This is a genomic window from Microcoleus sp. AT3-A2 (assembly GCF_036705685.1).
Classification (GTDB): Bacteria; Cyanobacteriota; Cyanobacteriia; order Cyanobacteriales; family Microcoleaceae; genus Microcoleus.
This window is the reverse complement of record NZ_JAUBVF010000050.1, coordinates 19,115-33,437: the sequence shown is the minus strand read 5'-3', so window position 1 is coordinate 33,437 and position 14,323 is coordinate 19,115. Positions and strand designations below refer to the sequence as shown.

At 45.4% G+C, this 14,323-nt stretch carries 14 protein-coding genes; 5 read left to right on the top strand and 9 right to left on the bottom strand.

Features of this window, described 5'->3' with window-relative positions; all coding sequences use genetic code 11:
* Positions 1 to 90: 90 nt before the first annotated feature.
* Positions 91 to 375: a phosphoribosylformylglycinamidine synthase subunit PurS gene (purS, locus tag QUB37_RS22440; protein ID WP_333042010.1), complete on the bottom strand. Its 285-nt coding sequence runs from the start codon at positions 373 to 375 to the stop codon at positions 91 to 93.
* A gap of 143 nt (positions 376 to 518) precedes the next feature.
* On the opposite strand from purS, the gene QUB37_RS22435 reads away from it, so the two are divergent.
* Positions 519 to 911, top strand: coding sequence for a Fur family transcriptional regulator (locus tag QUB37_RS22435; RefSeq protein WP_006634700.1), 393 nt, complete (start codon positions 519 to 521; stop codon positions 909 to 911).
* Positions 912 to 1,064: 153 nt separating this feature from the next.
* Here the strand turns inward: QUB37_RS22435 and QUB37_RS22430 are convergent, their stop codons facing one another.
* From QUB37_RS22430 to QUB37_RS22420, 3 genes are all read right to left on the bottom strand, one after another.
* Positions 1,065 to 3,275, bottom strand: coding sequence for a peptidase domain-containing ABC transporter (locus QUB37_RS22430; RefSeq protein WP_333166284.1), 2,211 nt, complete (start codon positions 3,273 to 3,275; stop codon positions 1,065 to 1,067).
* A 135-nt stretch (positions 3,276 to 3,410) separates the two neighbouring features.
* Positions 3,411 to 3,593: a hypothetical protein gene (locus tag QUB37_RS22425; RefSeq protein ID WP_333166282.1), complete on the bottom strand. Its 183-nt coding sequence runs from the start codon at positions 3,591 to 3,593 to the stop codon at positions 3,411 to 3,413.
* A 169-nt stretch (positions 3,594 to 3,762) separates the two neighbouring features.
* Positions 3,763 to 3,990, bottom strand: coding sequence for a secretion protein HlyD (locus tag QUB37_RS22420; RefSeq protein ID WP_333166280.1), 228 nt, complete (start codon positions 3,988 to 3,990; stop codon positions 3,763 to 3,765).
* A 339-nt stretch (positions 3,991 to 4,329) separates the two neighbouring features.
* Between QUB37_RS22420 and QUB37_RS22415 the strand changes: the two genes are divergently transcribed.
* From QUB37_RS22415 to QUB37_RS22400, 4 genes are all read left to right on the top strand, one after another.
* Positions 4,330 to 5,445 (top strand): HlyD family efflux transporter periplasmic adaptor subunit, encoded by a 1,116-nt coding sequence (locus tag QUB37_RS22415; RefSeq protein WP_333166277.1) that lies wholly within the window; start codon positions 4,330 to 4,332, stop codon positions 5,443 to 5,445.
* Between the two features lie 162 nt (positions 5,446 to 5,607).
* The gene (gene trpS, locus QUB37_RS22410; protein ID WP_333166273.1) at positions 5,608 to 6,618 is read left to right on the top strand and encodes a tryptophan--tRNA ligase; all 1,011 of its coding nucleotides are present in this window, start codon (positions 5,608 to 5,610) and stop codon (positions 6,616 to 6,618) included.
* 124 nt (positions 6,619 to 6,742) lie between these two features.
* On the top strand, positions 6,743 to 7,633 hold the full coding sequence (locus tag QUB37_RS22405) for a methylenetetrahydrofolate reductase (RefSeq protein ID WP_333166271.1): 891 nt from the start codon (positions 6,743 to 6,745) through the stop codon (positions 7,631 to 7,633).
* A gap of 257 nt (positions 7,634 to 7,890) precedes the next feature.
* Positions 7,891 to 9,540 carry a mucoidy inhibitor MuiA family protein gene (locus tag QUB37_RS22400; protein WP_333166269.1) on the top strand — a complete coding sequence of 550 codons (1,650 nt, stop codon included), beginning with the start codon at positions 7,891 to 7,893 and terminating at the stop codon, positions 9,538 to 9,540.
* 97 nt (positions 9,541 to 9,637) lie between these two features.
* Here the strand turns inward: QUB37_RS22400 and QUB37_RS22395 are convergent, their stop codons facing one another.
* From QUB37_RS22395 to QUB37_RS22375, 5 genes are all read right to left on the bottom strand, one after another.
* On the bottom strand, positions 9,638 to 10,603 hold the full coding sequence (locus QUB37_RS22395) for an SGNH/GDSL hydrolase family protein (RefSeq protein ID WP_333166267.1): 966 nt from the start codon (positions 10,601 to 10,603) through the stop codon (positions 9,638 to 9,640).
* Positions 10,604 to 10,607: 4 nt separating this feature from the next.
* On the bottom strand, positions 10,608 to 11,099 hold the full coding sequence (locus tag QUB37_RS22390; RefSeq protein WP_006634691.1) for a YajQ family cyclic di-GMP-binding protein: 492 nt from the start codon (positions 11,097 to 11,099) through the stop codon (positions 10,608 to 10,610).
* Positions 11,100 to 11,238: 139 nt separating this feature from the next.
* Entirely contained in the window at positions 11,239 to 11,655 is a 417-nt protein-coding gene (locus QUB37_RS22385) for an MAPEG family protein (RefSeq protein WP_333166319.1), read from the bottom strand.
* 15 nt (positions 11,656 to 11,670) lie between these two features.
* A complete protein-coding gene (locus QUB37_RS22380) occupies positions 11,671 to 12,174 on the bottom strand; it encodes a DNA recombination-mediator protein A (protein ID WP_333166317.1) in 504 nt (167 codons plus the stop codon).
* Between the two features lie 278 nt (positions 12,175 to 12,452).
* Positions 12,453 to 13,550 carry a phosphotransacetylase family protein gene (locus QUB37_RS22375; protein WP_333166264.1) on the bottom strand — a complete coding sequence of 366 codons (1,098 nt, stop codon included), beginning with the start codon at positions 13,548 to 13,550 and terminating at the stop codon, positions 12,453 to 12,455.
* Between the last annotated feature and the right edge of the window lie 773 nt (positions 13,551 to 14,323).

Genomic DNA, 14,323 nt, shown 5'->3' with positions numbered 1-14,323 from the left:
TAGAGACTTTGAACACTATTGTCCCCCCCTTATTAAGGGGGGTTAGGGGGGATCTCCGGGGCTAAAAACACACCCTAGGGGCGATCGCATTTATGCCGCCGCTGTCTCCACAGCAACAGGAATTTCAGTCAAATCAAAGCGATAATTTTCAATCACTGGATTGGCCAAAAGTTGGTCGCAAACGCGATCGAGTTGTTCGCGGGCCTCCGACTCACCAGCAGCAGTCAGCGTCAATTCAACGTACTTCCCGATTCGCACACGCTCAACATTGTCGTATCCCATGTGTTGCAAACCAGACTGTACGGCAGTGCCGGCGGGATCTAAAACAGAAGGGCGGAGGGTAACATAGATTTGGGCAAGATATTTCTGAGTCACGGGAATGTTGCGGTAGGTGATGTGAAAGTTAGCCCCATTGTATTCTACAACCGAGCTGCGCGCCGATCGCCATTTGGTTAGCCCAAGTAAGATAGCCTAGAAATAGGGACAGATGTGATTCCAGCAGATTCGAGAAAAAAATTATGAGAACCAACCACACCCGCAGTCAGGAGCGTATTTTAAACTTGCTCAAAGTCCTGAATCGATCGCTATCAGCGCAAGATATCTACTTAGAACTGCGTAACAGCGACCAAAGCATGGGCTTAGCAACCGTTTACCGCTCCCTCGACGGTTTAAAGCGAGAAGGGTTCGTTCACGTCAGAACGCTTGCTAGTGGCGAATCTCTCTACGGTGCCGCCCACCAAGACCAACACCACCTAACTTGTCTCGAATGTGGCACCTCCATTACGATCGACGAATGTCCCGTCCACCACTTAGAAAGCCAACTACAACAATCTCATTCTTTCAAGATTTATTATCACACTTTGGAGTTTTTCGGATTGTGCGATCGATGTACTTTGGCTCAAGAATCTTAGAGAAGTTATTAGTCATGAGTGATATCAATTCCGGTTGTACGAGCGAAATGATAGTTGACTGTTGACTGTTGAGTGTAAAAGGATGTGTCGAACCACGCAGGCTGGTTTTGTTTGTGTAGCGACAGATTTCAACCTGTCGTTTTATTAACTCGCTCAAGGATGCAAAAACTCTAAATGGTCTCCTGGAATCGATCGCAATTTTGCAGCCGAGCCTTGCAGTTTCAATCGGCCGCGTTCTAACATGATGATCCAATCGGCGCGATCGATCACTCGCGGCCTGTGACTGATAAAAATCGTCGTTTTCCCGTGCCGATACATCAACAATTGTTCTAAAACTTCCGCTTCGCTTGCGGGGTCAAGCCCTGCGGTAGATTCGTCTAAAATCAATACGGGTGGGTTGTTGAGAAGGGCGCGGGCGATCGCCAATCTTTGTCTTTGTCCGCCAGAAATATTCGCTCCAAACTCCCCTAAAACAGTTTGATATTTATCCGGCAATTGGCTAATAAATTCATCCGCGCCCGCAATTTTGCAAACTTTAACAATCTGTTCAAAGCTGATATCTGGACTACCCAAACGAAAATTTTCGAGAATCGAACGGCTCCAAAAATGGGCTTCTTGAGGAACCAATACTACCTGCTGTCTGAGACTGTCGAGAGACAAATCCTGCAAGTTGTAACCGCCAATTCTAATATTACCAGATTGCAGCGGATACAGACCAGCAATTACTTTAGCTAGCGTACTTTTTCCGCAGCCGGAATAGCCGATCAAAGCAATTGCTTGACCGCCGGGAAATGTGACAGAAAAATTTTCCAGCAAGTCAAGTCTACCGGGGTAGTGAAAATTAACACTCTTGCAAACAATACCGTCGCGGTCTTGAATAGTTACAAAAGGTTTATTCGTATCGTCTTTAGTTTCCGGTTCAGCATCGATAACTTCCGACAGCCGTTGAGTAGCTGTCTGCACGCGAGTCATCTCATCAGTAAATCCTACTAGCGAATTCACCCAAGTAGTAACGTTTTGATTCATGCTAATAAACGCTAGCAACTGACCGATACTCAATACCTTGTCAATCACCAAACCGCTACCAAGCCACAGCAGAGTAATGCTGCCAGCAGAGGCAACAAAACCCGAAAATATATTGTTGAGAATACCAATTTGTGTAGTGCGGAAAGTGAGCTTTGCTAAGCGACCGAAGCGAGTTTGAAATTCTTCCCAAAGTTGCTGACCGCTGCTAGTAGTTTTGACAGTCAGCGCGCCTTTAAAAGTTTCTACTAAAACGCCTTGAGTTTCTGCTTCAAGTACAAATAAACTGCGCGTTTTTTGCTGCAATACGGGCAGAAATACCACTGTAGAGGCAGTCATTAAGAGAGCTATAGCTGTAGCTGCTAAAGTCAGCTCTTTGCTATAAAATAACATAAAAATAAAAGAAACTACAGCTATAAAAAATTGACTAGGCAAGCTGATAGCGGCTTGAGAAACTAATTTATTTATTTCTTGGATATCTTGTAATCTACTGACGATTTCGCCACTGCGTCTGGTTTCGTAAAAGCTCAAAGGCAATCGCAGGAATTTGCGCGCAAATTCCATCACCAATCCCAATTCTAAGCGCTGGGAAAACTGAGCAATTAAGTTCGACTCTACCAATCCTAAACTGCTGCTAAAAAGGTTCATAACTATAACTGCGATCGCCACACTCGCCAGGAGTTGTCTGTCGCCCCGCACCAGGATGTCGTCGGTGAGCAGTTGAACGAGAAAAGGCGAAGCAATCGACAGCAAACCCAACACCACATTCAGCAAAAATGCTTCGATTAAAATCGGGCGATAAATCCCAATCCGGCGCATCCATTTTTGTAAGGAATTAGCGGGCGGTTGACCCTCTGCGGCCGCAAAAAACCGCTCAGCATCCGGTTCTACTAGCAAGCACAGCCAATCTGTCCAAGCTGCTGCTAATTCTGCTTTAGAAACATAGCGCATACCGACAGCCGGATCGCCGATCGCATATTTTTCGCCCTGCTTTCCGTACAAAACAACCCAGTGATAACCGCTCCAGTGAATAATTGCCGGTAAAGGCGCTTCCTCAATTTGGTCTAAAATAGCAGCCGCGGCTCGCACGGATCGAGCATTAAAGCCGATCGCCTCAGCACCTTGTTTCAAGCCCAGCAGAGTCGTCCCTTTTTGGCCGGTGCCCGCACATTCTCGTAAGCGGCTAATAGTAAAATTTTGTCCGTAAAATTTCGCGATCGAAGCCAAACAAGCCGCCCCGCAATCTTCTTCGCTCTGCTGGAGAACAACCTGATATTTCTTAAACCTGTTAACTTGTCCGAATAATGGCATTTTGCCGATCAAAGGGATGTTCTTTAACATTTTGCAAAATGAATAATGGTAGAGCATAAAGAAGATTACTCATCACCAACTACCCAATCAGCAAAAAGCACCCATAAAGTTATGGGTGCTTTCTCGATTCCACAGTTATATATCTGAATTGACTAGCACTAAACTTTAGTAGTAGGCGTAGCGGACTACTCTTCTGTATGAACCGTCGCAATTCCGGCGGTACACGACCCAACTGCGCCGCTGCCGCTGACAATTGTATCGATTGGCATAATAGTAACCGCCGTTGACGCTAGCTGATTCTTCAGGGGTGAGTTCAGCAAACAGTGAATTGTCCTTTGCTTCTTTCATGATTTGACTCCGTTTAAGTTAATAAAATTGAAGGGAAACTAGAAATCTTATCGAATTTCTAGAGCCTTGTGTAAATACTGAGTAATACTTCTTGTAGTGCTGTGCGACCTCCGGAAGATTACGGATAAATTTTGAAAATTTACTCGATCGCACAACTTGACTCAGCTATCTAAACCACTAGGGTTTTGTAAGAGCGATCGCGGGTCGGATCGTACAGATAAAGCTGGCTAGGCTCCTGCAGGAAAAACAGCATATTGAGGTTATAGCTGCTGCCGTTATCGGTCTCGGTGTTGCTTTTAGCACCGCTAACACCGCTGGTCATACTGCCACCGTTGACAGTAGCAGATTCTGCATCGGTTACTTCGGTGAAGAGTGAACCTTGTTCATTTTCTGACATAAATAACTCCTATTAATACCTATGCACTTACTTACTACCTACGCATACAGAAAAAACCCGGTAACAGTGCCAAAACTCATTGCGGAAACGCCGTATTTTCATGACAGTGCCTCGCTGGCTTCACTCCTCTTGATATTTGGCGAAGTTTGTCGGTGGGAACGGCAAAGCTGTGCGGATTTTTACCTTTACCCTGTGAATTTTGATTTAGACTTCTAAACCTATTCTTGGTTTCCGGAAAGGTGAGAGTAAAGGTGACAAAAGAAATCAGCGATCGAGCTCTCCCTCTCCCCCAACTCAAAACTCAAAACTCCAAACTATTCCCCTCTCCCCCTTGCCGCCATGTCTCTCACTCCCGAAGCCACACCCGCTGAAACCTTTGATAACGACCAGTTTTTGCCCCCTGTCAGCCGCTGGACGACTTTGGGGGGCATTTTGATGGTGGCGACCTTTGGCGGCGCGATCGCCCTCGCTAGCGTCACCAAATACAGCGCTACAGTTAAAGCAGATGCGATCGTCCGTCCGGCGGGAGAAGTGCGCGTCGTGCAAGCCGCAACCGAAGGAACCGTCGAAAGCATTGCTGTCAGCGAGAATCAGACAGTAAAAGAAGGAGATGCGATCGCAGTTGTAGATTCTTCGCGTTTGGGTGCTCAACAACAGCAGTTACAAGAAATAATTAACCAGTCTCAAACAGCAGCACAGCAAATCAACCAGCAACTGCGCGACTTAGAAAATCAAATTTTGGCCAGCGCCCAATTTAAAAGCATCCAAAGTGAAACTTCCGCCCAACAGGAATTAATCGAATCCGCTTTAATAAAATTCGCCACATCGCTGCCGGATGTCGCCGAAAGACTCGGCCGAAGTCGGCGGGTTTTGCTCGTCAAGCGCTCGTCCATTCAACAACAATTGATTCAAGCTAAAAAAGAACTAAATCAAATTGACTTAAAACTCGAAAATAGCGTGATCCGCGCCCCCGCTGATGGTACAATTCTCAGATTGGAAGTACGAAATACTGGTCAAACCGTACAAGCAGGCAGCGCGATCGCCCAAATCGTTCCCAGCGACGTACCCCTGGTAGTCAAAGCCAAGGTGACATCCCAAGACATCGCCCGCATCCAAATCGGCCAACCCGTACAGATCAGGATTTCGGCTTTGCCTTTCCCCGATTACGGCACATTAAAAGGAACTGTCAGCGAAATTGCCCCAGATGCGATCGCCCCTCAAAATCCCGCTAATAATTTAGGTACAGCTTATTACGAAGTGGCAATTAAGCCCGAACAAACTTATTTAACAAAACTCAAATCCCCCAACGGCCAATTCTTCGGAAACTCCCCGGCTAATGTCCCCCGCCAGTATTCGATTCAATCGGGAATGGAAGGCAGAGCCGATATTATTACCGGCGAAGAAACTGTTCTGACATTTGTTTTGCGGAAAGCAAGGTTGCTCACAGATTGGTAATTAGTCAGTTGTCAGTTGTCAGTTGTTAGTTGTTAGTTCTCCGTTGTCAGCAGTCAGCAGTCAACAGTCAACAGTCAACAGTCAACCGCCAGAAAATTAGAGGCTCTGAAATTGAAATAACGTGTCAATATAGAAATGTGAGTTCAATTCTATTCTTTCCTCATGGGCAAAAAGCGCGTTCTTTCTGGAGTTCAGCCAACGGGCAATCTTCACCTCGGCAATTATCTCGGTGCCATTCGCAACTGGGTAGAAAATCAAAGTCAGTACGAAAATTACTTCTGCGTAGTCGATTTGCACGCAATTACCGCACCGCACAATCCAGCAACTCTGGCCTCCGACACTTACACGATCGCCGCACTGTATTTAGCTTGTGGCATCGATTTAGAATATTCTACTATTTTCGTGCAATCCCACGTCTCGGCGCACACAGAACTAGCATGGCTGCTCAACTGTATTACGCCGATTAACTGGCTCGAAGATATGATTCAGTTTAAAGAAAAAGCAGTTAAACAAGGTGAAAATGTCAACGCCGGTTTGCTAAATTATCCGGTGTTAATGGCAGCAGACATCTTGCTTTACGATGCCGACAAAGTGCCAGTGGGAGAAGACCAAAAACAGCATTTGGAACTCACCCGCGATATTGTCATCAGATTAAATCACCAATTCGGCACACCCGAAAAGCCAGTATTGAAACTTCCCGAACCCTTAATTAGGACTGACGGTGCGAGGGTGATGAGTTTGACAGATGGCACGCGCAAAATGTCGAAATCTGACCCTTCCGAACAAAGTCGAATTAATTTATTGGATTCGCCAGATGCGATCGCCAAAAAAATCAAGCGCTGCAAAACAGATGCCGTGCGGGGTTTGACGTTTGACGACCCCGATCGCCCCGAAGCTAGAAATTTGCTGACACTTTATCTCCTGCTTTCCGGGAAATCTAAGGAAGAAGTAACAGCGGAGTGTGAAAACATGGGTTGGGGAGATTTTAAACCCTTGCTGACAGATACGACAATTAATGCCCTCAAACCAATTCAGGATAAATACAAGGAAATAATGGACGATCCGGGATATTTAGAGTCTGTACTACGTCGTGGAAGAGAACAAGCAGAAGCTATTGCTAATCAAACCCTAACTAAGGTTAAGACAGCTTTCGGTTATTCTTTACCTGTTTAGTGGTTTGTGGTTAGTTGTTATTGGTTACTGGTTAAGAATGACAACTGCCAACTACCCACTAACAACTGCCAACTGTCAACTAACAACTGTCAAATAACAAATAACCAATAACAGACAAATAATCATGAACCGTTTTCGCACAGCCTGCACCACCCCCGGAGAATTTATAATTACCGCCGAAGTTGCCCCGCCAAAAGGTGGCGACATGACTCACACAATTCAAATGGCTGAACGCCTCAAAAACAGAGTGCACGCCATTAATATCACTGACGGAAGTCGCGCAGTGATGCGAATGTGTCCCCTAGCAGTTTCGGCGATTTTAGTGCAGCACGGAATTGAGCCAATTTGTCAAGTTGCTTGTCGCGATCGCAATCAAATTGGCCTGCAAGCGGATCTCATGGGAGCCCACGCTTTAGGCATTCGCAATGTATTAGCACTTACAGGCGATCCCGTGAAAGCCGGCGACCATCCGAAAGCAAAAAGTGTATTCGACTTGGAATCAGTACGACTGTTACAAGTCATCCAAAAAATGAATGGCGGCAAAGACTGGAATGACAAACCTTTAACCGACGGATTTACCGATTTATTTGTTGGTGCTGCCGTCGATCCGCAATGCCCCAGTTGGTCTGGTTTGCAAAGTAGATTTGAGAAAAAAGTAGAGGCTGGAGCACAGTTTTTTCAGAGTCAATTAATTACAGATTTTGAAGTTTTGGATAAGTTTATGCACCACGTTGCTGCGGGCTGCAACAAGCCAGTTTTAGCAGGAATATTTTTGTTTAAATCAGCTAAAAATGCTGAATTTATTAAAAAATACGTGCCGGGAGTTCACATCCCACAAGAGACGATCGATCGTTTAGCAAAAGCTCCAGAACCCTTGCAGGAAGGCATAAAAATTGCTGCCGAACAAGTCAAGCTAGCGCGGCAGATTTGTCAAGGAGTTCACATGATGGCTGTCAAACGAGAAGATTTAATTCCTCAAATTTTGGATTTGGCAGGAATCGAGCCACTGAGCTAAAATTAACCCACGGGGCGGGTTTTATCAACTATTAATGCCTAACATTAACGATCTCATAAACCTGCCCACCCCGCGCTAGCATTTTGAACATCAAACTGTAGGGCCAGGTTTGACCAACCATCAATGTATAAAACTAATGATCTCGTAAACCCGGCCTCCCCCGTTGTAGATAATCCAATAACTTCTGAGTTTGATTAATAAACTACTTTGCAAAATGCACGATCGACTAAACGGTTATTAAATAGGAGCAACTAACAATGACTGACTCAGAAATACTTAATTCTGATACCATTAAAATACTAAATACTAGCATATCCAAAGTTACAGTTTACACCGATCGCGCTTTGGTGACGCGCCGTGGCACAGTGACATTGACGGGAAACGAGCGAGAATTGGCGATCGCCTCTGTACCCGCAACCCTCGACACAGAGTCAGTCAGGGCCACGGGTGCGGGTACAGTTGCTGTGCGACTTTTGGGAGTGCGAACCGAAACAGTGTTTAGCAGCGAACCTGCGCGCGATCGCACTGCCGAATTAACCCAACAAATTAAGGAGTTACAAACCCAAAGACGAGGAATTAACGACAAAATAACCGCCCGAAAAATTCAGCTCCAATTTGTGGAAGGTTTGAGCGAAAAAAGCGTCGGTTTCTTTTCCAGCAGCATCGCCAAACAGCAGGTAGGTTTAAACGAAACTGGCGAATTGCTCAATTTTTTAGGAACTAATTACCTAAAATATGTAAGTGCGATCGCCCAACACGAAAGACAGCAGCGCGAATTAGACAAGCAAATAGAAGCTTTGCAGCAACAGTTGCGCCAAGTACACACTCCCCATTCTCAGCAAAGTTTTAACATCATTGTTGCCATAGAACCCAGCGGCAGTGGCAATTTTGAACTAGAAGTTTCCTATGTAGTCATGCGAGCCCGTTGGACTCCTCTTTACGACTTGCGAGTTAACACTACCAACAACCAAATTAATCTCAATTACCTAGCCGAAGTCAATCAAAATACAGGCGAAGATTGGACGGGAGTAGCGCTTACTTTATCTACAGCAAAACCCGGAATGGGAATGCTGCCCCCTAAATTAGAATGCTGGTATGTCGATATTCTTCGCTCAAAATCGCCTCCAGCAGCAGAATTTTACAGAGCGGGAATGACAAGAAGTATGGCATCATACGATTCTAAAGTAGGTGCAAGCGAAGTACCATTAGCCATGATGACTGAGCCTAGTGTTTCTGCAGCACCCGAACCCATAGAAGCTCAAACCGCCACAGCCCAAATATCGAAAGAAGGCGGCACCGTATCATTTCAAGTAGGCGGAAATACCAAGATTCCCAGCGACGGTACACCCCACAAAGTGACGATTTTTAGCGAAAATTATCCCTTTCAACCAGAATATATAGCCGTCCCGCGATTAGTCAGTTTTGCCTATTTGCAAGCAGTTGTTGTGAATCCGCTGACAGGCGCAACTCTTCTGCCCGGTAAAGCAAATATCTTTCGCGACAACACTTTTGTCGGCAGTATGCAGTTAGAAAATGTTTCCCCTGGCCAAGAATATAAACTGAATTTAGGAATAGATGAAGGGCTAAAAATAGAGCGGGAATTAGTGGAAAGACAAGTAGATAAAAAACTGATCGGTCAGCAGAGGCGCACGAGTTACGCTTATCGCTTAAATGTGACTAACCTGCGGCAGGTGCAGCTACACCTGACACTACAAGAGCAATTGCCAGTCAGCCGCAATGAACAGATTAAAGTGCGATCGACTCTGACTAATCCGAAGATAGTAGCAGGTGAAATGGGGCTGCTAGAATGGATAATGTCTCTGCCGCCGCAAGCAAAGCAAGAGTTATATTATCAGTTTGTTGTCGAACATCCTCCAGAGTTAACAGTCACGGGTTTAGATATTTAATACCAATGACTTGTCAGTTGTCAGTTACCTGTTCTCAGGAATTACATCTTCCTTCTTCCGACTTCCATCGGACTTCTTCCTTTGGCTATAAAGCAGCTTATTCCTTCCCGCCACACGCCACCAATTTTTTCTGTATACACAACTGTTGAAACACTAAATCTGCTATTGATTCATAAGCTGGGGCTGTGGGGTGTACGCCATCCCGAAAATAACTTTCTACCCTCGTTTTCGGCAATTTTGACCAGGCTGCATGAGTGTCTATGATTGGAATTTTCAAAGCTTTTAGCCGATCGACAAACTCGGATTTAAACTTCGGCTGATTCGGTACGGGCAGTAAATCCGCTCGATCGCAAGTATACAACACAAACAAGGGAATATTCTTAGCTCGCACCAAAGCAACTATTTGCTCAAATCGCTGCATATTTTCCATAAACCGTTGTGATTCCGACACCGGCACTCTCGCCGCAGGAGAATTCGGTACAAAAACACTTGACAATTCGGACATAACGTGTCTTTGAAACACTTCTTGAATTGCCAATAACGGTTTGCGATCCGGCATCAGCGGGTCATTTCCCACCCCCCCGCTGCTGCTTGGAGGTTGTAGCAAATCGTGAGTACCAATTTGCAAAATCACAGCATCGCTTTCAAAAGTGCCAAACTTGCGAATATATCCCAATTGATTGCCAATTCCCCAAGAACCTGCCGAAGCATTCAGCACCTCAACTTGCTTTTTTATGCCCAACAAACGCGCTTCAAACAATTCTGGAATAGTTTCTTGCTGATCGGTGGTATTATTACCGTTGAGAACCGAATCTCCTATCATCAAAATTCTGAGAGTACCTTCAAGCTTTGCTGAATCGATTTGTTCAGAACGCTGAGAAAATTGATTGTACTCAAGTCTATTGCCAAAGCGATATACAAGTTGATTTGGGGCAAATATATAGCCAGCCTTCGCATCAGCTTGCAGCAATGCCGGATTTCCGAATCCGATCAAGCGCAAGGCAAGTTCTATCGCACCCAAAGATGCGATCGCACAACCGACAATCCAATACTTAGCTTTCAAAAATTTACCTGTAATTGGTAAACTGTAAAGCCACGGGATAATCTTCTTGCTTCAAGCGTTGAATCACCAACTGCAAATCATCCTTATCCTTAGCAGACACCCGCACTGCATCTCCTTGAATCGAACCTTGAATCTTCTTAAATTCATCGCGAATCAATTTAGTAATTTGTTTCGCGATTTCCTGACTAATTCCTTTTTTAAGTTTAATTTCTTGACGCACCCGACTGCCGCTAGCAGGTTCAGCTTTACCGTAATCAAAAATTTTCAAAGATAAATTCCGCTTGGCGGCTTTAGTTTGCAAAACAGTGTGAATTGCATCGAGAGTAAATTCGCTGTCCGTATTGACAGTAATTGATTCTGCACCCAATTCCACAGTAGTTTTGGTATCTTTCAAGTCGTAACGGCTTTGAATTTCCCGCACAGTTTGGTCAACAGCGTTAACTAATTCTTGCCGATCGAACTCGCTGACAATATCAAAGGAATAACTAGCAGCCATAAATTAGTAATTGGTAATGGGGCATTGGGCATTGGGCATTGGGCATTGGGCATTGGCACGCGCAGGGCATTGGGCATTAACAACTAACCAATAACCAATAACCAATAACCAATAACCAATAACCAATGACTACTGAAAATTAGCCGTTAACAGCCATTAAACTGAAATAGAATAAAGAAACAGTGCAAGAAGAACTAATCGCAAACATGAGCGATCGCCCCAGCGGCACATTCAGAATATAGAAAACCGAAAACAACAACCGGGCGATCGTAAAAGCGATCGCAGCCCAACCCGCCGATTCCGAATCTACCCCCGTCACAAAAGCCATCAAAGCCGCCGCTGAAAACAGCATAAACGTCTCAAACGAATTTTGGTGAGCCCAAGTTGCCCGCTGAGCGTAAGCAGGCAACTTATCAAACATAGCGCGGGGGGCCGCTTGGTCATAGCCTAGCTGCAAGCGGGCGAACGCAACCACCAAAAACGGTGCGTAAACCAGCGCAGCAGCAGCCGCAATACAATCCAGCAGAATAACCGACACAGGCAATCCCAACACCATCATCCGCCTCGCAGTTCAATCAAAATAGAACAGAGTAACCACCTTGCGCTGTTCCTCCGCATCCTGGCAAGTTTTCAGCAAAGTGTGGCTTTCGTGAAAAGCAAAACAGATCAGTTGCTGGCAGCGAGAAATAATCTCCTGATTGCACATGGCGCTTGCTTCCGGGAGAGACAAGCTATCATTTTTGGGATTTTCTACCAAATGTATCACTTGTTCGAGTTGGTCGCGAGACTCCCGAGGCTGGCGACTCATGCTTTGTGGCAAAATCACCGTCAGCAGATTAGGATCTGCTCGCATTGCCCCCCGAATTGCGGCTGAATTGGTGCCTGTAGCGCCAGAAGTGATGAGCTGATTGCCTCCCAGAACTATGGCGTAGCTCAGCATCTCAATTAGCTGCTGGTGGGTAATAGGAACGTGGCGAGAACCCAAAAGAGCAAGCCGCTTGGAGCTGGTTTGCTGGATCGCCGCTAGTTCTTGTAAAAAATCATCTACTCTGGGTAGCTCAATTGATTGACTCAAAGAATTTATTAAATTAAATAAAACTACGTTGTGGATTTTAGCAGACTCACTAGCCATTGCCGCCAAAAAGAAGTTAAGAATTGCTGATTTACGGGATCTGACTAGAGCATGGGGAGATTTGAGGAAGCCAGAAGGCAGAATGTCTGAAGGCATTCGGCAGCCAGAGCTCAAGGTAGAATTCAAGAAAAATTGAGAATTTAAGAATTTTGGCTTTTTATTTATTTAAACAAAAAGTTCTCTCTGCCGAATACCTTCTTCCTTCAGCTCCGGCTCTCTTCTTAATGGACTCGATCGCTCAGGCCCAAGGATGCCATCATGCCATCAAGGTCAAAATGTTCTGCCATTAGCTGAGTAACGCATTCCACCTTGATCGGTTCGTGCAGGCGCACGCTGCCAAAGGTGCTGTCGATAATTTCCACCGTGGTTAAGGTATCCAAATCAACAGACAAAACCGGAATTTCCATTTCTTCTGCCCTGCCGATCACCAGCGGAGAAGGAGGCAAGTGGCCTGTCAAAATTAAGCACTGAGTCGAGCTCTCCAGAGCCGCTAGCTGAATGTCCGTGCGATCGCCCCCCGTCACCACCGCCATATTTCTCGCTTTGCGGAAATACTTCAGAGCAGAACTAACATTCATCGCGCCAATTGTCAAGGTTTCCACCATCAAGTCCAAACGGTCTCGACGGCACAGCACATCAGCTTTCAATTGGTGCACCAATTCTTTGACGCTGACACTTCGCAGCAAAGCACTTCTCGGCAGCATTCCCAAAACTGGAATACCCGCAGCCTCCAGAAAAGGCCGCACAGTCGCCGTTACGGATTCGAGTTTGTCCGAGGGAACGTCATTGAGTACCACGCCCAGCAACCGCGAACCCAAACGCTGTTTAGCCGACAGCAAATCGTCTACATACAGATCGATCGGGCGGGCTATCAACAGCACAGAGGCATCAACTGTCTCAGCGATTTGAGCCAAAGACAAATCAAACAGACTGCCCTCCTCCAAATTAGCTGGGCCTTCTAACAGCGCCAAGTCTCCGCTGGGAGCTTGCAAATATTGCGCTAAAGACTGGCGGTAATCTGTCTTGTCTTCTCCCCGCAAACGCTTGTGAATCGTCTCTTCATCCAAATACAGCAGTGTTGACGGCATCTGACTTTCTGAGAGCTTCAGCGTTTCTACCGCGAACCGCACGTCTTCGTCCTCGATCCCAGCTCCTGGCGAGCTGAAACAGGTTCCCAGAGGTTTGCCGTAGGCGACGGCCAGTCCTTTTGCCCGGAGTCCGAGTGCCATCCCCAGGGCGATGGCAGACTTGCCACTGTAAGCTTTTGTGGAACCGATCAGCAAATATTTAGTCAATTTGGGTACGCCTTCAATCCTCAATTTGCACCTGTCTATTTCAATAAATTTAGTTTTTCAACAGTATTTCTGAACAGATCCTCAATTTAGCAATACTATATTCTACTCGATTTTGTCGCTTTTGCGCCGATCGATTTTTTGATGGAAACTTTTATTCACCTGTAGGCAACCCTTTTCTTCGCATTTTTTTTCACATTTTTTGTGAAAACAGGGGTTTTATTATATTTTTTATCCGCAGCTTTTGACAATTACTCATAAAGCGTGAGTGCCTTAATAACCGTTTTTGGGGTGACAATTTCCCTAAAATTTTATTGCTTAATTTAGACCTTGCTACCGAGCAGTTTAAAATAAAAACAACACAGTATAAATATTGAGTGGAATTTTTTTTGCCGATCAAAGGCTTGTCAGTAGAATTAACGGCATCTTTCTATGGATAAAATACAGGTATTCCGTAGGGAGAAAGCATGGTCTTTGTCCTAATCAGTTTTGCATACCATTCAAAATGGATATGTATTATTAGTTATTAATTATTAGTGCGATCACCCGCGTTCAAACTGAGCGGTGGCAATGCGAGCAATAAGCTCCTTAGAATCGGGCTTATAGCTTCTAATATCAACTCCGCTAGCATCGGAATTGTAAAATCGAATCAACACTCAATACTCAACTATCATTGAGTTTTCCCATCCCGATTTAACAGTCAACAGTCAACAATAATTCCGGTGCAACCGGAATTGATATAAACACATAAATTTTCAGGCGACGTGGGCTGGCATTTCGGCAGCCCAAAGGCTGATTGC